Raw genomic sequence first — 20,349 nt, 5'->3', positions numbered from 1 at the left:
TTGCAGATGGGGAGCAGGCTGCGCGGGGGAGGGGACTTCGGGGTGAGACGGTGCGGGATGCTGCATTCTTCGCCTCGCGCCTGAAACCCTCCCGGCCACTAGTAGAGGGGCAGGTCAAAAGGCTTTGGCGATCACGCGCGCAGCTGTCCTGATGGATGGGCAACCATCATTGGCGCGATCCACCGTAGTCAGGCGCAACTGTCGTTCCCGATTTCGCAGATTGATTGCAGGCCAGAGCAATGGCGAGCGCGGCGCGCCCGTCCGCGGCGGTGGCCGAGGGCGCCCGCCCCTCGGTCACCGCGGCGTGGAACTCGTCCAGCGCGTTGTAGAACGAGCGGTCGTAGCGCTCGAGGAAGAAATGCTTGAGCGGCTCGCGCGCCGCCGTGCGGCTGCTGTCCCACCGCACAAGGTTGTCGTCGCGGTGGTTGACCGTCTGCACCATGCCTGCATCGCCGAAGGCCTCGAGCCTCTGGTCGAAACCGTAGGCGCAGGCCCGGGAATTGTTCACGTGCACCAATGCGCCCGACGTCATCTTCAGCGTCGTCATGGTCATGTCGAAATCGCCTTCGGCACCGATCTGAGGATCGAACATGCAGGAGCCGGTCGCCTGCACCTCGACGGGACGCTCTCCGGCGATCCAGCACAGCAGGTCGATGTCGTGGATCGTGGCGTCGACGAAATAGCCGCCCGAGGCGCGAACGTAGTCGATCGGCGGCGGTGCGGGCTCGCGCGACCAGCTCATCAGCATGTTGAGACGGCCGATCTCGCCGGCCTGCACCGCCGCGCGAAGCGCCGCGTTGTCCGGATCGAAGCGGCGGTTGAAGCCGAGCATGAAGGGCACCGGATGACGCTCGAGCGCGGCCAGGGCCCGGTCCACCCGTTCGAGGCTCTGGTCCAGTGGCTTCTCGCAATAGATCGGCTTGCCGGCCCGCGCGGCGGCTTCGATGTAGTCCACATGCGTGTCGGTCGGCGTGGCGATCACCACCGCGTCGACGCCCGGATCGGCCAGCACCGCGCCGAGGTCGTCCATCGCCCGGCCGCCATATTGCGCGGCGGCCGCCTCCGCCGAGGCGCGGCGCGGATTGTAGATCACCTCGAGCCTGAGCCCCGGATGGGCGTTGATCTTGGGGCCGTAGACATGGGCCATCCGGCCTGTGCCCATCAGGGCGATCCCGAGCGTCTGCATCACGCGTACTCCTTCGCGTCCTCGAGGATCATCGAGGCGGCCTTCTCGCCGATCATGATCGCGGCGGCATTGGTATTGCCGGTGACGATGCGCGGCATGATCGAGGCATCCGCGACCCGCAGCCCGTCGATCCCGTGCACGCGGAGGCGCGGGTCGACGACCGCGTCACCCTCGACGCCCATCTTGCAGGTGCCGACCGGATGCAGCAGCGACAATCCGTTCGCCCGGCAATAGGCAAGAATGTCAGCGTCGCTCTGAACCTCCTTGCCCGGTGAGAGCTCGTATTCGACGCACTCCGTCATCGGTGCCGTGGCGGCTATCCTGCGTCCGAACTTGAGCCCCGCGATCGCCGCGCGCTGGTCCGCCGCATCGGCGAAGAAATTGAACTGGATCTCCGGCTGCACCTTCGGATCCGGGCTGGTGATCCGCACGTGGCCGCGGGAATTGGGCCGCATGTGTTCGGCGAGAATGGTGAAGCCCGAGAAGGGATGCGGCTTGAGCTGCTCGTCGGTGCACCAGGCCATGAAGGTGACCATCATGTCCGGCCGGTCGATCTCGGGGCCGGAGCGAATGAAGGTATTGGAATAATTGCCGTTGTCGGCGAAGGGCCCGGTGCGGAAAACGAGGTGCCGCAGGAGCTGCAGACCGCCCTTGATCTTGTTGTTGTAAAGATCGTTGACGGTGGAATGGACCTTGGAGCGATACTCCGCGCCGATGCCGAAATGGTCCTGAAGGTTCTCGCCGACGCCCTTCAGCTCATGGACCACCTCGATCCCCTGCGCGCGCAGGAGAGCGCCGGGCCCGATGCCCGAGACCTGCAACAATTGCGGCGAGTTGAAGGTGCCGCCGCTGAGGATGATCTCCCGCCGCGCCCGCGCCTGGTGCGTCCCGCGCCTGTCGGTCCAGCGCACTGCCGTGGCACGGCGGCTCTCCAACACGATCCGATCGACCATCGCGTTGAGCCGCAGGTCGATATTCCGCTTGGCCGGCCCCCGCAGATAGCCGGCCGCCGTGCTCCAGCGCATCCCCTTTCGTGTCGTCGTCTGGACGTAACCCGTGCCTTCCTGGCGTGGCCCGTTGAAATCGTCGTTGCGCGGCACGCCGAGCGCCTCTGAAGCGGCGTGGAACGCCTCGCCCAGGGCGTGCTCGGTGCGGATGTCCGAGACCGCCACCGGCCCGCCCGTGCCGTGATAGGCGTCGGCGCCGCGCTCCTGGTCCTCGCAGGCCTTGAAGTGCGGTAGCACGTCGTCCCAGCTCCAGCCGGTACAGCCCGCCGCCGCCCAGCCGTCGAAATCCTCGGGCTGGCCGCGCATGTAGATCATGCCGTTGATCGCGCCGGTTCCGCCCAGCACCTTGCCGCGGGGCTGGAACAGGCGGCGGCCGTTCAGATGCGGCTCGGGCGCGCTTTCGTAGCACCAGTTCACCCTGGGGTTGGCGTAGAGCATCGAATAGCCGAGCGGGATGTGGATGAACGGGTTGCGGTCGGGCCCGCCAGCCTCGAGCAGCAGGACCGAGTGTCCCGCTTCGCCGAGCCGGCCCGCCACGGCGCAACCTGCTGAGCCGGCGCCAATCACGGTATAGTCGTAGTCCCTACCGGACATATCCCTCGCGCCTCCGAAAACTGATCCTCGGGAACGCTCGCATAGGGCGGCGGATCGGGAGAACACGGCAAATATCAGATTTGGACCAAACGCGGCTGGCGATGGCCCGGCAGAGCGGTTTCCCTGTTACAAGCGGACCTGTGGACGTGGCGGTTGGAGCGGTGAGGTGACACGCGAGGAACTTCTTCGGATCCTGACATTCGTGGATTCCAACCGCGAAATCTCGGAAAAGCGCACGCCGCTGGCCACGGTCGATCCGCGCTGGAATATCATTTCCTACGCCATGCGGCGTCATCTCGAGGGCAGGCTGCTGACGGTCACTTCGGCGGCGATGGCGGCGGATGTGCCTTATGGCACCGCGATGCGCCGGATCACGGAGTTGATCGACGAGGGGCTCCTGCTGAAGCGTCCGAAATCGAAATCGGGAAAGTCCTTCTCGCTGCATCCCACGCGCAAGCTCATCCGGGAATTCGAGAGCTTCGCGATGCAGCTGAAGATGATGGTGGGAAACACCTTCGGCTTCACCACCGGGGACGGGGAGATCAGCGATTTCTATTTCGGGGGCTATTACATGGCCTCCCGCATCCTGCCCTATCCCAACGCGATGCAGACCGGCGTCGGGATCGACCGGACCGTGCGGATCCTCGGGCCCATCGACCCGACCTTCAAGACGCTCGAGCAATACTCATCCAATCTGGACGAACTGTGCGGCACCAACGTCGAGGTCGTCACTCTGCCGCTCGATCAGTTGCACGGCGAGATCATGGAGAACGCCCGGCGCAATCATTCGAAATACGACCTCATCGCGGTCGACCTGCCGTGGATCGGGCAGCTCGCCACCGAGGAGGTTATCGAGCCGCTCGACGACCTGTTGCAGGAGGCGCGCTTCAATCCGTCCGATTTTCACAACGCCGCCTATCGCGGCTCGCGCTGGAACGAACACCAATACGGCCTGCCGATCCAGCCGACCGCGGAGCTGTTGTTCTGCCGGAGCGATCTGTTCGCCGAGGCTGGGCTGTCGATCCCGCAGACCACCGACGACGTGCTCCTCGCGGCGCGGGTGCTGCACCGGGCGGGGTTCAACCTGTCGGGCATCGTGATGAATTACGGCCGCGGAACGCCGGTCGCGCATACCTTCGTTCAGACGCTCGCGGATTTCGGCCAGCCGATCATCAATCTCACACCCCTCGGCGACGAGTTCGACGTCGCGGTGATCCAGGGGGAAAACTATCGCCCGCAATTGCTGAGCGACGCGGCACGCGAGACGGCGGAGTTTCTGCTCGAGCTCGCCGAGTTCTGCCACAACGAGAGCATGGTCTGTAACTGGGACCGCCGCATCGGCATTTTCTCGAGAGGTGAGGCGGCGATGACCTATGGCTGGAGCATCCGTGCCGCGGCTTTCGAGCTGAACCAGGACTCGCCTGCACATGGCAAGGTCGATTTTGTCCCGCACCCGCATGCCCCGGGCGCGCGCACCGTTTCTCCGATCGGGGGCTTTTCGATCGCGATCCCGGCGGCGCTGGAGCCGCAGCGCAAGAAGACTTCGTGGAAGGTCATGGAATACCTCACCCGCCCCGAGATGCTCAAATGGTACGTGCTGAACGGCAACCTCACGAGTCCGCGCTTCTCCACCAGCGCGGACCCCGAGGTCCAGGCCAGCAGCAAGATCATCGCGCAGGTCGACGGGATGGAGCGGCGTGGCGAGCTGAAGACATGGCCGCGCCCGCCGATCCCGGAGTTCAGTGACGTGTTGGGCGTTCTCGGCGACGAGATCCACCTGATGCTTCAGCGCAGCCAGGGCGTCGAGGAGGCCTTGCGCAAGTCCCAGAACCGGATCGACGCGATCATGCGCGAACGCGGCCACTACTGAGCCCGGGGCACGAGAAAGGGCCGCGTCCTGCAACGCGGCCCTTCTGTTCTTCCGGCGGCCCGGCTTACCAGGTCGGACGCTCGAAGTCGTCGACGTTCTCGGGCAGCACCTTCGGGGTCTCGATGCCCTGCAACGCGGGCACCTCGATGCCGTTGGCCACCTTGACCGCGGTCTGGATGGCGAGGATCGCGTCATCGACAGGGGATTGCTTGTTCGAGCCGGAGTGCCAGCCCGCCTTCATCGCGTCCCAGCCTTCGCCGAACTGGTTGCAGGTGACGACCTTGACCTCGCCGGGCGCCTTGCCGGCGCCCTGCAGCGCGCTGATCACGCCGAGCCCCATGCCGTCGTCAAAGGCGTAGACCCCGTCGATCTCGTCGCCGAATTGCGTGAGGTAGGTCTCCATCACCGTCTGTGCCTTCTCGCGGTTCCATTCCGCGGTCTGGCTCGCAAGGATGTTCACGTCGGGATATTTGTCCGCGAGCTGGTCGAGGAAGCAGTTCTTGCGCAGGATCGAGACCGAGTAACCCGGGGTCCCCTCGACCACCACGATGTTGCCGGCCCCTCCGAGCGCGTCACCCAGCATCTCGGCGGCCTGTTCCGCCTGGGCACAATCGTCGGGCCCCGTATGTCCGACGATGTAGCGCCGGCCGGCCTCGCCGATGGGCGAGTTCGAGGTGACGACCGGGATGCCGGAGCGTGAGGCGTTCCGGATCGCCGGGATGAGTGCGTTCTGCGAGGTCGGCCAGACCACGAGCGCATCGGGGTTCTGCGAGGCCATGTCCTGGATCTGATCGAACTGGACGGCCGGGTCGCCCTGCGGGTCCATCACCGTGGCCTGAATGCCGAGTTCCTGGCTGTAAGCCTCGGCGGTCTCGGCGTATTTGGCCTGGTAGGCATTCGAGCCCGGATAGAGCACCGTGATGCCAATTCTGGTTTCAGACAGCGGCTTCTTGAGTTCGCCGCCGAGCCAGTCCGGCGCCTCCTGCGCGCTTGCCGCGGTGGCCGAGAGCGCGAGAGACAGCGTGACCGCCAGTGCCTTGTGTGCGTTTATCATCGTTTCCTCCTCCAGACGCTGCACTTCCTCCTGATTGCAATCCCCGTTGGCAGCGTTGCGGGGTGCTCGCACTCAATGTTTCGGTAGACGCCAAGCCCAAACAATCGCCGAGATATCCAAATCTGATTTTCGACTTTTCCTGCGGTCTTGGCGGCGTTGCGCGGTCCGTCGGGCCCCGTCACGACCCGGTTGATTCATTTTGGATTTTTCGAGCGTTCATCGCGCATCTCGCTCTGTCTAACCTTGGGCATCGGAGGAGGTGCAGAGATGGACTCGCGGATAAGAAGCCTGATGCGCAGGCACGGCCTGGTCGTCGCGTTCCTGGTGTTTCTCGCAGGTGTCGCGGTCAACGCGGAGGCGTTCCTGACGCCGGGCAACATTCTGGACGTGCTGCGCCAGGTGTCGATCACGGGCATGATGGCGCTCGGCGTCACCTTCGTGGTGCTGACCGGCCGGCTCGACCTTTCCGTGGGCTCGCTCCTGACGCTGCTGACCGTGATCGTGGTCGACCAGCACAATGTCGCGGGCCCGTTCCCGGCGATCGTGATGACGCTCCTCGTGGGGCTCTGCATCGGTGCCGTCAACGGGCTTTTGGTCGGCTTCGTCGGCCTCAACGCGCTGATCGTGACCTTGGCGATGCTGTCCTTTCTGCAGGGGCTCGTGCTGTTCTACTCGGGCGGATCGAACGTCAACGTGGAGAACCCGCAGGAAACCTGGTTCGCCATCTTCGGGCGCGGTGAATTTCTCGGTCTGCCGGTGCCGGTCATCCTGATCCTGACGGGTGCGGTGATCGCCGGGCTGGCGCTGCAATTCACCACCTTCGGGCGGCGCGTCTACGGGGTCGGCGGCAACGAGACCGCCAGCATCTTCTCCGGGATCGACGCGCGCTGGACGGTGTTCTGGGCCTACGCGATCTCGGGTTTCACCACCGGCATGGCCGCGGTGATCATGGGCAGCCGCGTGATGGGCGCGCAGAACACCATCGGCCAGGGCTACGAGCTGACCGTGCTTGCCGGGGTCATCCTCGGTGGCACCTCGCTCATGGGCGGCTCGGGAAGCATCTGGCGGACGGTGATCGGCATCTCGATGCTGGGTTTCATCCAGAACGGATTGCTGCTGCTCGGCTTTGCCTACTACGTCCAGTGGCTCGTCACCTGGGCCGTCATAATCGTCGCCGTCTGGATCGATCTGGGTGCCAAGCGCGGGAGAATCTTCGCATGAGCCACGTTTCCCTCGCCCCTCGGGACAAGTCGCCGCTGCACGCCGTGCTGTCCTGGCTTCTGCGCAATCACATCTGGGTCTTCCTGGCCCTGACGGTCGCGGTCTTCTCGATCGCGAGCCCGTATTTCCTGACCGTGAACAACCTTGGCAACATCCTGACCCAGGGGGCATTCATCGGCATCCTCGCCATCGGCATGACCATGGTGATGATCGACGGCGAGATCGACCTCTCGGTCGGGGCCATCCTGGCCCTGGCGTCGGCGTTGGCGATCGGTCTGCAGGAGCATATGGGCACCTGGCCCGCCATCTCGCTGGGCCTGCTCTCGGGGGCCGCGCTGGGCTTTTTCAACGGCACGCTTGTGGCCCTGTCCGGCATGCATTCCTTCATCGTCACGCTCGGCGCGTTGATCGGCATCCGCGGCCTTGTCTTCGTCTATACAGGCGAGAACGCCCTTATGGTGCCGGACTTCGCCTATACCGAGATCCCCGAGGTGTATCTTGGGCCGGTATCGCTGACCGCGATGATCTTTCTCGGGCTGGCCTTGCTGTTCCAGTGGGTGCTGTCGAGCACCCGCCACGGACGCGAGACCTACGCCGTGGGCGACAACATCGAGGCCGCGCATGACGCCGGAATCGATGTGAAGCGCCACAAGATCATCAACTTCACCCTCTGCGGCACGCTGGCGGCTGTCTGCGGCATCCTGTTGTCGATGCGGCTCGGCACCGCGGAGCCCAATGCCGGCAAGATCTGGGAGCTTTGGACCATCATCGCCGTGGTGCTGGGCGGCACGCGTTTGCAGGGCGGCTTCGGCAGCATGTGGATGACCATTGGCGGCGTGCTCACATTGGCCGTGCTGCGCAACGGGCTCAGGCTCCTGAACACCCCAAACTATGTCGAGCTGATGGTGATGGGCGCGGTGCTCGTGCTGGCCCTCGTGCTCGACAAGATCCTGAACCGCAGGGGAGAGTCGTGATGGACGATGCCATTCTGGAGGTCCGGGACATCACCAAGACCTTCCCCGGCGTGACGGCGCTCGACAGCGTGAGCTTCGACATCCGCCCTGGGGAAGTTCACGCCCTCGTCGGCGAAAACGGCGCCGGCAAGTCCACCCTGATGAAGACGTTGGCGGGCCTGCACAAACCCGATGGAGGCGAGATCTTCTACCAGGGCGAGGCGCTGCGTCTGTCCGGCCCGCTCGACGCGCGCCGCAAGGGCATCCTGCTGATCCACCAGGAGTTGTCGCTGTCGCCGGAGCTGTCGGTCGCCGAGAACATCTATCTGGGGGCCTGGCCGACCAATCGCTTCGGCATGCTGAAAAAGCGCGAACTGCGCAGGAATGCCAAGGCCGCGCTCGAGGCGCTCGGCTGCCTCTTCGGCCCGGACGTCCGCCTGGGCACGCTTTCGGTCGCCATGCAGCAGATGGTCGAAATCGCCCGGGCCGAGGCTTTCAGGGCCAATGTCGTGATCTTCGACGAACCGACGGCGTCGCTGACCGACGGCGAGAAAGATCAGCTCTTCCACACGATCCGCGGTCTCAAGGCGCGCGGCGTGGGCATCGTCTACATCTCGCACAAGATGGACGAGATCTTCGACATCACCGACCGGATCACCGTGTTGCGCGACGGCCAGGTGCAGGGAACGGTCGAGACCGCCGCCACCGATCTCAATCAGATCACGCGCATGATGATCGGCCGCACGCTGGATGCCTATTTCGTCAAGGCGAAGCCGGAGTTCGGCGCGGAGGTGCTGCGTGTCGAAGGGCTGAGCAAGCGTGGCCTGTTCCGCGATATCTCCTTCTCGGTGCGCGAGGGGGAGGTTCTCGGGCTCTATGGTCTGGTCGGCGCGGGCCGGTCCGAATTGGTCGAGACGATCTTCGGTGTCCGCAAGGCCGATGCAGGCAAGCTGTATTGGAAAGAGGGAGAGGTCGCTCTGCCCAGGCCACGGCAATCCATCGACATGGGCATGGCGCTGGTTCCCGAGAGCCGCAAGGAACAGGGCCTCGTCCTGATGATGGGCGGACGGGAGAACACCTCGCTGCCGCATCTGCGTCTGTTCTCGGAGGTCTCGGTGATGAACCGGACCAAGGAAATGGCCGTGTTCGAGAAGTATCGCTCGGCTCTGTCGATCAAGACGACCGGCCCGGACCAGGCGATGTCGCAGCTCTCGGGCGGCAACCAGCAGAAATTCGTGCTCGCGAAGTGGCTCTGCGCCGATCCCAAGCTGATCATCCTCGACGAGCCGACGCGCGGGATCGACGTGGGCTCCAAATCGGCGATCCACGAGCTGATTGCCGAGCTCGCCGAACAGGGCCTTGCGGTGATCGTGATCTCCTCGGAAATGCCCGAGGTCCTGGGGGTCAGCCACCGGGTGCTGGCCATGTCGGAGGGCGCGATCGTGGCCGAGTTTCAGGGCGACGCGATGACCGAAGAACATCTCATCGACGCGGTGTCGCATGCCCGCCCGCCGGTCGCGGCGGAGTGAGCGCAATGTCCACTCAGACGCAGGACAGAGAGCTCGGGATCGGCCTCGTCGGATCGGGTTTCATGGGCCGCTGCCATGCCAATGCCTTCGCCGCCGCGCCCGGCTTGTTCGAGCTGCCCGCGCGCCCGGTCAAGGCGGTGCTGGCCGATGCGACAGAGGACAACGCTGCGGCCGGCGCAAAGGCCCTCGGCTTCGCACGTGCCACTTCCGACTGGCGGTCGCTGATCGCCGACGAAGCGGTCGACATCGTCGCCATCACCGCGCCCAACGTGTTGCACGAACCAATCGCGATGGCGGCAATCGCAGCCGGCAAGACGGTCTATTGCGAAAAGCCGCTCTCGACGACCGCCGCTTCGGCGCGGCGCATGACCGACGCCGCCGAAGCGGCGGGGATCGTCACCTCGGTCGGCTTCAACTTTCTGCGCAATCCGATGATCCGGCTGGCGCGGGATCTCATCACCTCGGGCGAGATTGGCGAGGTGACCGGCTTCCGGGGACGCCACGCGGAGAATTACATGTCGAGCCCCGACGCGCCGCATTCCTTCCGCACCGATCCGCAGGGCGGCGGGGCGCTGGCGGATATCGGCAGCCACATCATCTCGCTCGCGCGCCACCTCCTCGGGCCGATCGCCGAGGTCAGCGCCGACTGTCGGACGATCTATCCCGACCGGCCGGTGGCCGCGGGGGCGTCGGAGCGACGGCCCGTCGATGTTGACGACATGACCCACGCGCTCCTGCGCTTCGAAAGCGGTGTCTCCGGCAGTCTCGAGGCGAACTGGGCCGCCACCGGGCGCACGATGGACCTGTCCTTCGAGATCACAGGCTCCAAGGGGGCCATCGCGTTCTCGCAGGAACACATGAACGACCTTTTGGTCTACTCCGGTTCCGGTGCCGCGGCAGGCTACCGGCGTATCGAGGCGGGCCCCTCCCATCCGCCCTACGACCGGTTCTGCCCGGCACCGGGACATCATCTTGGGTTCAACGACCTGAAGGTGATCGAGGTGGCCGAGTTGATCGAGGCCCATGCCTCGAACGCGCGGTGCAATCCCGATTTTCGGGAGGCCCTTGCGGTGCAGGAGACCGTGGAGGCGATGCAGGCGTCCTCGAAAGCCCGCGGCTGGGTTGGGCTCTAGGCGCGGGTGGGGGGTATGCTTGGCCTGCCTGAACTGGCGCGATGTCGAACCGAGCATGATCGTTTGAGCCCAGTCCGACCTGCGCTGTCGCCGCGAGTTCAGAGACCTGCACTCCCTGCCTCAAGATACACGCCTTCTGCGCCTACGTGGATTTCGAAGACTTCATGCGTTTCCGCTCATCTCCCAAGTAGGCCCCACCCAAAAACTTGCACGTAAAATCAACCTTTAACGCCCGCCTGCGTTCACATCTCCCTCGCCTGCCTTATCTTCCTCTCCCGAGGAGGCATTCCCCGTGGCAGCACCGGCGCAAGTGACCTGGGCGAAAACCGACAAGACCGGCGCGGAGATCGTGGCGATCGGCGGCGTGCGGAAATCGCTTTTCGGCAAGGCGGAGTGGCGGCTTTCGGTCGAGGAGGCGGTCACCCTGATCGAGCAGGACGAATGGCGGTTCTTCGTCGAGGACAAGGGCGACCGGCTCTGGCTCGACCTCTGCGAGGACGAGGAAGGCGCCAAGACCATCAGCGCCGATGGGCCGGTGAAACTGCTTCTGTGACAGGGGTTTGCGCGCTCTCAAAGCGCCCGCTGACCCGGGGTCCGGCACCAGCCAGGGTTGAAAAGACGCCCTCAGGGCTTAGCCTCTCCTAGTGAAACCGACGCAGATCCAGCTCGCCGGGGTCGCTTTTCCCGTGACAGGATTTTCCATGATCCGCGAGCTCGAACAGGGCGCGCGCGTTCTTGTGGGTCTGCCTGACAAAAGGACATGCAATGACCGACAAGAACCCGGACAAAGGGTATATCGCACTCCTGGGCTGGAGCCTGAACGCCATCGACGCGGTCGACCGTTTCGACCGCCGCTACGTGGTGGTCGCGCCGCCCTGGGCCGAGGACTACTGCAATCAGAACGACATCCCCTATGTCGCCTGGGACTTCGACCGGCTGAACGAACGCTCCCACGAGCTGGCGCATCGGCTCGACGACATGGGCGTCGACGTGGCGATCCCGATCTTCGAGGAAACCGTGGAATGGGCCGGCGCGGTCAACGCCGTCCTGATGAAGAACCCCCGGCTTCTCGGGCAGTCCATGCTCTTCCGCGACAAGTCGCTGATGAAGCGCCGCGCGCAGCTCGGCGGCATCCGCGTCGGCGTCTTCGAAGAGGCGCATGACCGCGGCGACGTGATCCGCTTTCTCAAGCGGGTGAACCAGACGCTGCTGAAGCTCGACGGCGACCCGAACGACCCGATCCACTTCAAGGCCTTCGACAAATCGGGCACCGCCGGGCACCGGGTGATCCGCACGCCTGAGGATGTCGACAACATCCCCGACGAGGAGTTCCCGGCACTTCTGGAATCGCATCTCGACGGCTGGGAGTTCGCGGTCGAGGCCTGGATCAAGGACGGCAAGATCCAGTTCCTGAACATCTCGGAATACGTGACGCTGGGCTATTCGGTCTTCGTGCCGGCGACGCCCGAGCTCGAGGAGCACCGCGCGCGGATCACCGAAGAGATCGAGAAGCTGATCGAGGTCTTCGACATCGACTTCGGCTTCATCCACCCGGAATACTTCCTGACCAGCGACAACAAGCTCTACTTCGGCGAGGTCGCCTACCGTCCGCCGGGCTTCAACGCGCTGGAGCTGATCGAGCGCGCCTATGGCTTCAACGGCTACCAAGGCCTTGTGCTGGCCTTCGATCCGAAGACCACCCAGGAAGAGCTCGACGCCTTCTTCCCGACCGAGGTCGTCGATGCCAAGGGCCATGCGGGCTGCTTCGGCGTCTACCCGCGCCGCCGCGTGGTCAGCCGCCTCGAGGTCCCCGAGGAGACCGCGAACCACCCCTATTTCGAGTTCCATGAGCTCTCCGACCCGCGCGAGCAGAAGGTGGCCAAACGGTCAGCATTCGGCACGCATTGGGGCCTGGCCTATTTCTTCGGTGACAACGCCCACGACTTGCGGGACCTTCTCAAGCGACAGGAAGAGCTGGATTATTATGTCTGATGAGTCCGAGGAACGCTTTCGCCGTGGATGGACAGACCACGGATGATCAGGCCGCGCTGACGCGGCTGTCCGAAACGCTCGACCGGGCCATCGACCGGCTGGACGAGGCCCGGCCCTTCGCCAAGGCGCGCCACCAGCGCCCGGTGCTGGACGTGCTGGGGCGTGTCATCGCGCTGCCCGGCGGGCTGGGGATGATCCGCCAGCGCGCCGCGCGCATGGATGCGGCGGGGCTCTTCTCGGGCTCGGACTGGGACCAGCCCGAGGTGCTGCTGCCGCAGCTCGTGGCGGGCACGCTGGTCTCCGACGACCCCTCGCTGCGGGCGCTCGAGGCGGCGAGCCTCGCGCGGTTCCTCGCGGTGGCCGAGGGCGAGGCCCGGCATGCCAACCTGCACCAGGAGGGCGCGCGGCATTTCCTGACCCAGGTGCTGGCGCTGAACCTCAAGGACCTGTTCGGCGCGCCGGATGAGGCCGCCCGCGCGCTGGGCGCCCGGCACGACCTCAAGCGCCGGGTGCTGAGCCATATCGCCGACCACATCGGTTTGAACGACGTTCTCAGCGTCCTGGTCTCGGAGATCTGGCGCCTGCTGGAGCAGCGCTCGATCCAGGTGGGCGTGGTCAAGGACATGATCGCCCAGATCGCCATCGCGCTGTCCGAGAAGGGCACCGAGCCCGGCAGCACGCGGCTTGGCGCCGAGCGGCTGGTCAGCGCGCTTTTCGGGCCGACCACCGCCTCGCGCGACGACCCGGGGCTGGCGGTCTACCTCGAGCGGATCTCGGTCGCCGATGAAAGCGGCCTCTCGCGCGAGGCCATGGGCTTTGCCCGGGCGATGCATGACACCGGGCTGGTCTCGGATTACCACGCCGCCTTCCTGACCTGGGCGCTCGATTACGAGAACCGCCCGCTGATCCCCGAGGCGCTGGGTCTCGGGACCACCGGGCTTGATTGCTGGCAGCATTACCGCGGGCTGATCGAGAAGCTGGTGCGTTCCGCCGTCTCGCTGCAGACGCCGCAGGCGGCCTACGGGCTGGCGCTGCTTCTGGACCGGGGCATCCTGCATCACGCCCCCATGGTACCGGCGCTGGAGCGGCAGCTCTCGCTGCAACTGCGCGGCGCCGCGCGCGAGCGCATCGCGCTGGGCTTCGCGGCGGGCGACGCGCCCGAGACCGCGCTTCTGGCCGGCGTGCTGCAGGTTCTGGGCCAGCCGCTCGGGGTGGGGCAGGGCGCCAATCCGACCTGCCAGTCGGCCAGGGCCATCGCCATGTGGGCGCTGATCGATCCCGATTATCTGCTGTTCCTGGTCACCCAGGTGGCCGACTTCGACATGCTGCAGATGCAGTTCGAGGGCACGGTGATCAATTCCGGCGATCTGCCCGCGGGTCTTGCCGGGGCGGGCCCGATCGACGCGGACCCGGTGTCGGTGCTGCTGGTGGCGCATCTCGACCGGATCTACGCCGAGATGGGGCGGCTCTGCGCGGGACGGCCCGGCGATCCGCACAAGTGGATCAACCCGCAGTTCCACGGCTGGTGGGTGTCGCGCGACTGCGCGGTCGCGGTGGACGTGGCGACGGGCCAGCTCGCGGGCTACGACGACTTCCTGCGGCGCTTCTTCGCGGCCTATCACCCGGCCTTCAACGGCGGGCGTCCGCTGGGCCATCCCCAGCCCGCCGGCATCGCGGTCACCGATGCGCAGCAGCGCTTCGTCGGCTGGCATGCCATCGCGATCCTTCGGGTCGCCGAGGACCAGGCCGGGCGGATGCGCGTCTATTTCTACAACCCCAACAACGACAGCGGGCAGGACTGGGGCAACGGGGTCGTGGTCTCGACCTCGGGCCACGGAGAACGCTACGGCGAGGGCTCGCTCGAGTTCGAGGCCTTCCTGTCGCGGGTCTACTTGTTCCACGACGAGCCCCTGCGGCGCGAGGAAGGGCGTGAGATCGCGCCCGAGCTGATCGCGACGGTGCGGGAGCAGGCCATCGCGAGCTGGGCGGCGGACCGGCAGGGCGCGGGCTGAGCGGAGCGCGGCAGGGCGCGGGCTGAGGCAGGCGCGGGGCAGGCCGATGGCTAGGGCGCGCGCGGGGCAGACCGAAGGCTGAGGCAACCGTGGGGCAGGGGGCCTGCGCCGCTAATTTTTAAGAGGGGCGGCGCGACGGCGCGCGGAGCTCCGCCACGGCGCCAGCCCCCCAACACCCCTCAACTCAACCCATGCGCCTCTGCCGTCGCGACCAGCGTGTCCTGCATCGCCCCCAGGACCACCGACCGGGCCGAGACCTCGCGGCGCACCAGCCCGATCCGCCGGGTGATCGCGCCCTGTCCGAAGGGGCGGATCTGCAGGCTCTCCTCGGGCACGTTCAGGATCGCGAGCTTCGGCACCACGGCGATACCGAGCCCCACCTGCACGAAGCTCACGATGGTCGGCATGGTGTTGATCACCGCCACCGGCTCGCGGCGGACGCCGAGCCGCGACAGCTCGGTGTCGATCTGGCGGGCCAGCGGCACGTCAGTGGCGTAATGGATGAAGGGATAGGCGCCGATCAGCGCGCGTTCGTCGGCGCCCTCGGCATCGGGCGGGGCGATCAGCATCAGCGGCTCGGTCAGGACCGGCGTCCAGATCAGGTCCGGCGGCACGCCGACGTGTTCGGCCACCAGCGCCGCGTCGAGCCGCCCGGCCGAGACATCGGCCATCAGCGCCTCGGAGACCCCGACCCTGAGATCGAGCGAAAGCTTCGGGAACTGCTCCCGCATCGCCCGGAAGGCGCGCGGCGCCAGCCACAGCGACACCGTGCGGATTGCCCCCAATTTAAGCACACCCGAGGTCCGGCCCCCGGTGATCGTGCGCCGGGTCTCGGTCATGATCTGCACGATGTTGCGGGCCCCGCGCAGCATCTCCTCGCCCCGGGCGGTGAGCTGCGGCGGGCGGGTGCGCCGGTCGAAGAGCGGCACCCCCAACTCCCCCTCAAGCGCCTGAATTTGCTGGGAGACCGCCGATGCGGTGAGGTTCACGATCCGCGCCGCCCCGGCGAAGCTGCCGGTCTCCGCGACGGCGACGAGGGTTTCGAGCTGGCGGATGTCCATCGCGGCAAGTTAAGCAGCGCTTCATAAAAGAGCAAATTATTTTCGTTAGAGAAAGCCGCCCTTGTCTTTTATGGGAGGCCTCACACCCAAGAAGCACTGACAGTCGCAACATGGAGAGACCCGACATGATCCACCTGCCCCGCATCGCCGCGAGCGCCGCGATTGCCGTCGCCGCGCTGGCCGGCAGCGCCCAGGCGCAATCCTACCCCGAGCGCCCCGTCGAGTTCATCGTGCCCTGGTCGCCCGGCGGCGGCAGCGACACGCTGATGCGGATCGTGGCCAACAACGTCTCGCCCTACCTCGGCGCCGAGATGCCGGTCATCAACATGCCCGGCGTCGGCGGCACGGTCGGCCTGACCGAAGCCTCCAAGCGCGAGGCCGACGGCTACACCATCTCGCAGGTGCACGAAGGCCTGCTGACCGCCACCGTGACCGGCATCACCGACCTGGCCTGGTCCGATTTCGAGCCGATCGCGCTGATGACCGCCTCGCCGCAGTTCCTGGTCGCCAATGCCGACCAGCCCTATGCAACCTTCGAGGAGTTCGTGAGCTACGCGCAGGAGAACCCCGGCGAGGTCTCGATCGGCGTGACCCTCGGCGGCGTGCCGCATCTGCACGCGGCGATGATCGAAGAGGCCTTCGACCTCGAGTTCAACTACGTCGGCTACGAAGGCACCGGTGAGCGCATCCGCGCGCTGGTCGGCGGCAACCTCGACGTGGCCATCGGCGATATCTCCTCGGCCGGCCAGTTCGTCGAGAACGGCGACCTGGTCTTCCTGGCCACCGGCGCGCCCGAGCGCATGGCCCAGGCCCCCGACGTGCCGACCTTCCAGGAGCTCGGCGCCGACATGGAGCTGGCCGTGACCCGCGGCATCGTCATGCCCAAGGGCGCCCCGGCCGAGGCCCGCGACGGTCTCGAGGCCGCGCTGGCGGAACTGGCCGAGGACGAGACCTTCGTCGAGCAGGTCAACAATGCCGGCGCCGAGGTGCAGTTCCGCGGCCAGGAGGCCTATGCGGACTACCTCACCCGCCTCGACGAGACCGTGAACCGTCTCGCAGAGGTGCTTGCTCCGTGAGCGAGGAGACGCCGCAACTGACGGGGAAGGAGCCGGGCGAGGTCGCCCGGCTTCTTTCCTACATCGCGCTGCTCGCGGCCTCTGCCGGCCTCTTCTGGGAGGCGACGCGGATCCCGAGCTCGCGTTTCGAGACCCTGGGCGCCGGGGCCTTCCCGATGATCGTGCACGGCTGCCTGATCCTGCTCTTGCTGGTCACCATCGCGCAGACCCTGCGGCGGCTGCCCGCGGGCGCCTATGCCGCCTTCGGCGCGGCCTTCGGCACCTGGGTGCGCGAGCGCCGGCTGGTCTTCGTGGTCTTTCTCTGCCTCGGCGCCTATCTCGCCGCGATGCCGGTGATCGGCTACCCGATCGCGACGCTGGTCTTCCTGGCGGTGCTGCAATTCGCGCTGGCCCCCAAGACCAAATCCGCCATGGCGGTGCTGATCGTCCTGTCGCTCCTGTTTTCCTTCGGCTTGAACTGGCTGTTCGCCGAGGTCTTCAACGTCTTCCTGCCCAGAGGGTAAATCATGGACGCCTTTCTCCTCGGCGCCGGCCAGATCCTGACGGCCGAGACGCTGATCTTCATGCTCCTGGGCTCCATCGCGGGGATCATCGCCGCCGCGATCCCGGGCTTCACCGTGACCATGGCGATCGTGCTGACGCTTCCCCTGACCTTCGCGATGGAGCCCCTTCAGGGCATCGCGGTCATGCTGTCGGTCTATGTGGGCGGCTATACCGGCGGGCTGATCTCGGCTGCGCTCCTGGGCATTCCCGGGACGCCCTCGGCGGTGGCCACCACCTTCGACGCCTTCCCGATGTCGCGCAACGGCGAGCCCGGGCGCGCGCTCTCGATCGGGGTCTGGGCCTCGTTCTTCGGCACGGTGATCTCGACCGCGGTGCTGATCGTCGCGGCGCCGCCCTTGGCGATCTTCGCGGTCAAGCTGGGGCCCTGGGAATATTTCTCGCTCATCGTCTTCGCGCTGACCATCGTGGCGAGCCTCGTCGGCCATTCGCTGCAACGGGGCCTCATCGCCGCGCTCATCGGGCTGGCGATCTCGACCGTGGGCACCGACCCGATCCTCGGGCGGCCGCGCTTTGACTTCGACGTCACCATGCTGGCCGCGGGTCTGCCCTTTCTGGTGGTGCTGATCGGCATCTTCGCGATCTCGCAGCTCGCCTCCGAGGTCGAGGACGCGGGCAAGATCCGCTCGGGCCAGAAGCTCGTCACCGGCGAGATCGACTTCAAGACGCTCTCGGTGATGAAAGAGGTCCTCATGCGGCCGGTGAACCTGATCCGCTCCTCCATCGTGGGCGTGCTGATCGGGGCGCTGCCGGGCGCGGGCGGCTCGATCGCCAACCTCGTGGCCTACGACCAGGCCAAGCGCGCCTCCAAGACGCCCGAGAAGTTCGGCACCGGCACCACCGACGGGGTGGTCGCCTCCGAGGCGGGCAATTCGGCGACCGCCGGCGGCGGGCTGATCCCGCTGATCGCGCTGGGCATCCCCGGCTCGGCGGTGGACGCCATCCTCATGGCCTCGCTCATGGTGCACGGCATCTCGGTCGGCCCGCGGCTGATCATGGACAATGCCGACCTGGTCTACGGGATGTTCATCGCCATGGTGGTCGCGAGCTTCATGATGCTCGTGGTCTGCGTGCTGTCGATGCGCGCCTTCCTGCGCGTCGCGGAAGTGCCGAAATGGGTCGTCGTGCCGGTGGTGCTGGTCTGCTGCGTGGTGGGCTCCTTCGCGCTCAACAACCGGGTGACGGACCTCTACCTTCTCGGCTTCATCGGGCTCTTCGGCTACGCGCTGCGCGCGCTCGACTACCCGCTGGCGCCGCTGGTCCTGGGGGTGATCCTCGGCCCGATCGCCGAGACCAACCTGCGCCGGGCGCTGATGACCAACGACGACTGGACGCTCTTCCTGACCCGGCCGGTGAGCCTGATCTTCCTGATCGCGGCCGTGGCCTCGGTCGCCTGGGCGGTGCGCGCGCATCTGAAATCCGCAAAAGCCAAAAAGACCGCAGAAAGGACTGCGCCATGAATTTCCGCCACGATGCCCTCTATCCCTCGCGCCGCTCTCCGGTCCTGGCCGAGAATGTCGTCGCCACCTCGCATCCGCTGGCGGCGCAGGCCGGGGTCGCCATGCTCGCCAAGGGCGGCAACGCGGTCGATGCGGCAATCGCCGCCGCGGCGGTGCTGACGGTGGTCGAACCCACCGGCTGCGGGCTCGGCTCGGACGGCTTCGCCATCCTCTGGGACGGGCAGGAGCTGCACGGGTTGAACTCCTCGGGCGCCGCGCCCGCGGGCTGGACGCCCGAGCGCTTCGCCGGCCGCTCCGAGATCCCCTTCCGCGGCTGGGAGAGCGTGACCGTGCCAGGGGCCGTCGCCTCCTGGGTGGCGCTGATCGACCGCTTCGGGGCGCTCGACCTCGAGACCGTCATGGCCCCGGCCATCGGCTATGCCGAGGGGGGCTTCAACGTCTCCCCGGTGATCGGCGCGCTCTGGCAGCGCGGGGCCGAGATGCTTTCCGAGCAGCCCGGCTTCGCCCAGGCCTTCATGCCCGGCGGCCGCGCGCCCCGGGCGGGCGAGCGTTTCGCCAACCCCGCCCAGGCCCGCAGCCTGCGGCTCATCGCCGAGACCCGGGGCCGCGCCTTCTACGAGGGCGAGCTGGCCGAGAAGATCGCCGCCTTCGCGGCCGAACACGGCGCCGCGCTCAGCGCCGAGGACCTGGCCGCCCATCGCCCCGAGTGGTGCGGCACCATCGAGACCGGCTTCGGCGAGGAGCGCCTGCACGAGATCCCGCCGAACGGGCAGGGCATCGCCGCGCTCATGGCGCTGGGGATGCTGGAGCACACCGGCATCCGCGAGCTCGAGGCCGACGACCCGCAGGCCCTGCACCTTCAGATCGAGGCGACCAAGCTCGCCTTCGCGGATCTGCACGCCTATGTCGCCGACCAGGCGCATATGACCGACCCCACGGTCGAGGCACTGATCGACCCGGTCTACCTCAAGGCGCGCGCCGCCCATATCGACCCCGCGCGCACCCAGGACCACGGGCCCGGCGCGCCGAAGCACGGCGGCACGGTCTATCTGACCACCGCGGATGCCAGCGGCATGATGGTTTCCTTCATCCAGTCGAACTACTCGGGCTTCGGCTCAGGCGTGGTGGTGCCGGAGACCGGAATCAGCCTGCAGAACCGCGGCGCGGGCTTCACGCTGGAGGCCGGGCATCCGAACCAGGTCGCCCCCGGCAAGCGGCCCTTCCACACCATCATCCCCGGTTTCGTGACCCGCAACGGCGCGCCCGAAATGAGCTTCGGCGTCATGGGCGGTCCGATGCAGGCGCAGGGCCACGTGCAGATGATGCTGCGCTGCGGGCTCTGGGGCCAGGACGTGCAGAGCGCCATCGACGCCCCGCGCTGGCGCTTCGTCGCGGGCGCCGAGGTGGCGGTCGAGGACGCCATGCCCGAGACCACCCGCGCGCGGCTCGCCGAGATGGGCCATGCGATCAAGGTCGAGGCCCCCGACAGCGCTTTCGGCTTCGGCGGCGCCCAGCTGATCCGCCGCCTGCCCGGCGGCGGCTACGCGGCGGGCTCCGACCCGCGCAAGGACGGCCTCGCGGCGGGCTTCTGAACAGGGCGCTTGGTGAGGGCGAGGGGCGATGTCCCTCGCCCTCGCCAC

Annotated in this window: 16 protein-coding genes; 12 read left to right on the top strand and 4 right to left on the bottom strand. The window is 66.8% G+C overall.

Features of this window, described 5'->3' with window-relative positions; all coding sequences use genetic code 11:
* Positions 1-166: 166 nt before the first annotated feature.
* Together iolG and ACX938_RS02425 are read right to left on the bottom strand one after the other, a co-directional pair.
* Positions 167-1,186: an inositol 2-dehydrogenase gene (gene iolG, locus ACX938_RS02430; protein ID WP_459429839.1), complete on the bottom strand. Its 1,020-nt coding sequence runs from the start codon at positions 1,184-1,186 to the stop codon at positions 167-169.
* The gene (locus ACX938_RS02425; protein ID WP_459429838.1) at positions 1,186-2,787 is read right to left on the bottom strand and encodes a GMC family oxidoreductase; all 1,602 of its coding nucleotides are present in this window, start codon (positions 2,785-2,787) and stop codon (positions 1,186-1,188) included. The genes iolG and ACX938_RS02425 overlap by 1 nt, the downstream gene beginning before the upstream one ends.
* A gap of 166 nt (positions 2,788-2,953) precedes the next feature.
* Here ACX938_RS02425 and ACX938_RS02420 point away from each other — a divergent pair, with 166 nt between their 5' ends.
* On the top strand, positions 2,954-4,657 hold the full coding sequence (locus ACX938_RS02420; RefSeq protein ID WP_459429837.1) for an extracellular solute-binding protein: 1,704 nt from the start codon (positions 2,954-2,956) through the stop codon (positions 4,655-4,657).
* A 64-nt stretch (positions 4,658-4,721) separates the two neighbouring features.
* Here ACX938_RS02420 and ACX938_RS02415 read toward each other — a convergent pair whose 3' ends face one another.
* Positions 4,722-5,711, bottom strand: coding sequence for a sugar ABC transporter substrate-binding protein (locus ACX938_RS02415; RefSeq protein ID WP_459429836.1), 990 nt, complete (start codon positions 5,709-5,711; stop codon positions 4,722-4,724).
* Positions 5,712-6,002: 291 nt separating this feature from the next.
* On the opposite strand from ACX938_RS02415, the gene ACX938_RS02410 reads away from it, so the two are divergent.
* From ACX938_RS02410 to ACX938_RS02380, 7 genes are all read left to right on the top strand, one after another.
* Entirely contained in the window at positions 6,003-6,932 is a 930-nt protein-coding gene (locus tag ACX938_RS02410; protein WP_459429835.1) for an ABC transporter permease, read from the top strand.
* Positions 6,929-7,906 carry an ABC transporter permease gene (locus ACX938_RS02405; protein WP_459429834.1) on the top strand — a complete coding sequence of 326 codons (978 nt, stop codon included), beginning with the start codon at positions 6,929-6,931 and terminating at the stop codon, positions 7,904-7,906. Before ACX938_RS02410 ends, ACX938_RS02405 begins: the two co-directional genes overlap by 4 nt.
* The gene (locus ACX938_RS02400) at positions 7,906-9,414 is read left to right on the top strand and encodes a sugar ABC transporter ATP-binding protein (RefSeq protein ID WP_459429833.1); all 1,509 of its coding nucleotides are present in this window, start codon (positions 7,906-7,908) and stop codon (positions 9,412-9,414) included. Before ACX938_RS02405 ends, ACX938_RS02400 begins: the two co-directional genes overlap by 1 nt.
* A 5-nt stretch (positions 9,415-9,419) precedes the next feature.
* Positions 9,420-10,547 carry a Gfo/Idh/MocA family protein gene (locus ACX938_RS02395; RefSeq protein ID WP_459429832.1) on the top strand — a complete coding sequence of 376 codons (1,128 nt, stop codon included), beginning with the start codon at positions 9,420-9,422 and terminating at the stop codon, positions 10,545-10,547.
* 292 nt (positions 10,548-10,839) lie between these two features.
* On the top strand, positions 10,840-11,100 hold the full coding sequence (locus ACX938_RS02390) for a hypothetical protein (RefSeq protein ID WP_459429831.1): 261 nt from the start codon (positions 10,840-10,842) through the stop codon (positions 11,098-11,100).
* A gap of 212 nt (positions 11,101-11,312) precedes the next feature.
* Positions 11,313-12,539, top strand: a complete 1,227-nt coding sequence (locus ACX938_RS02385) for an ATP-grasp domain-containing protein (RefSeq protein ID WP_459429830.1) — start codon at positions 11,313-11,315, stop codon at positions 12,537-12,539.
* Positions 12,540-12,562: 23 nt separating this feature from the next.
* Positions 12,563-14,551, top strand: coding sequence for a hypothetical protein (locus tag ACX938_RS02380; protein WP_459429829.1), 1,989 nt, complete (start codon positions 12,563-12,565; stop codon positions 14,549-14,551).
* A 179-nt stretch (positions 14,552-14,730) separates the two neighbouring features.
* Here ACX938_RS02380 and ACX938_RS02375 read toward each other — a convergent pair whose 3' ends face one another.
* On the bottom strand, positions 14,731-15,612 hold the full coding sequence (locus ACX938_RS02375; protein ID WP_232752220.1) for a LysR family transcriptional regulator: 882 nt from the start codon (positions 15,610-15,612) through the stop codon (positions 14,731-14,733).
* 125 nt (positions 15,613-15,737) lie between these two features.
* Between ACX938_RS02375 and ACX938_RS02370 the strand changes: the two genes are divergently transcribed.
* The 4 genes from ACX938_RS02370 to ACX938_RS02355 are packed head-to-tail and all read left to right on the top strand — an operon-like array spanning position 15,738 to position 20,301.
* Entirely contained in the window at positions 15,738-16,688 is a 951-nt protein-coding gene (locus ACX938_RS02370; protein WP_232752219.1) for a Bug family tripartite tricarboxylate transporter substrate binding protein, read from the top strand.
* Positions 16,685-17,191, top strand: a complete 507-nt coding sequence (locus ACX938_RS02365; RefSeq protein ID WP_232752218.1) for a tripartite tricarboxylate transporter TctB family protein — start codon at positions 16,685-16,687, stop codon at positions 17,189-17,191. The genes ACX938_RS02370 and ACX938_RS02365 overlap by 4 nt, the downstream gene beginning before the upstream one ends.
* Positions 17,192-17,194: 3 nt before the next feature.
* The gene (locus tag ACX938_RS02360) at positions 17,195-18,709 is read left to right on the top strand and encodes a tripartite tricarboxylate transporter permease (protein ID WP_232752217.1); all 1,515 of its coding nucleotides are present in this window, start codon (positions 17,195-17,197) and stop codon (positions 18,707-18,709) included.
* Complete coding sequence (locus ACX938_RS02355) at positions 18,706-20,301, top strand: gamma-glutamyltransferase family protein (RefSeq protein ID WP_459429828.1); 1,596 nt, start codon at positions 18,706-18,708, stop codon at positions 20,299-20,301. Before ACX938_RS02360 ends, ACX938_RS02355 begins: the two co-directional genes overlap by 4 nt.
* The last annotated feature ends 48 nt before the right edge of the window (positions 20,302-20,349 follow it).

The organism is Roseivivax sp., assembly GCF_054552075.1.
Note: the sequence above shows the minus strand (reverse complement) of the source record. Positions and strands in the feature narration are given on the sequence as shown.

Excerpts from the sequence above, each read along its gene's own strand:
- iolG (WP_459429839.1), bottom strand. The coding sequence starts at position 1,186 with ATGCAGACGCTCGGGATCGCCCTGATGGGCACAGGCCGGATGGCCCAT.
- ACX938_RS02425 (WP_459429838.1), bottom strand. The coding sequence starts at position 2,787 with ATGTCCGGTAGGGACTACGACTATACCGTGATTGGCGCCGGCTCAGCA.
- ACX938_RS02415 (WP_459429836.1), bottom strand. The coding sequence starts at position 5,711 with ATGATAAACGCACACAAGGCACTGGCGGTCACGCTGTCTCTCGCGCTC.
- ACX938_RS02410 (WP_459429835.1), top strand. The coding sequence starts at position 6,003 with ATGCGCAGGCACGGCCTGGTCGTCGCGTTCCTGGTGTTTCTCGCAGGT.
- ACX938_RS02405 (WP_459429834.1), top strand. The coding sequence starts at position 6,929 with ATGAGCCACGTTTCCCTCGCCCCTCGGGACAAGTCGCCGCTGCACGCC.
- ACX938_RS02400 (WP_459429833.1), top strand. The coding sequence starts at position 7,906 with ATGGACGATGCCATTCTGGAGGTCCGGGACATCACCAAGACCTTCCCC.
- ACX938_RS02395 (WP_459429832.1), top strand. The coding sequence starts at position 9,420 with ATGTCCACTCAGACGCAGGACAGAGAGCTCGGGATCGGCCTCGTCGGA.
- ACX938_RS02385 (WP_459429830.1), top strand. The coding sequence starts at position 11,313 with ATGACCGACAAGAACCCGGACAAAGGGTATATCGCACTCCTGGGCTGG.
- ACX938_RS02375 (WP_232752220.1), bottom strand. The coding sequence starts at position 15,612 with ATGGACATCCGCCAGCTCGAAACCCTCGTCGCCGTCGCGGAGACCGGC.
- ACX938_RS02370 (WP_232752219.1), top strand. The coding sequence starts at position 15,738 with ATGATCCACCTGCCCCGCATCGCCGCGAGCGCCGCGATTGCCGTCGCC.
- ACX938_RS02360 (WP_232752217.1), top strand. The coding sequence starts at position 17,195 with ATGGACGCCTTTCTCCTCGGCGCCGGCCAGATCCTGACGGCCGAGACG.
- ACX938_RS02355 (WP_459429828.1), top strand. The coding sequence starts at position 18,706 with ATGAATTTCCGCCACGATGCCCTCTATCCCTCGCGCCGCTCTCCGGTC.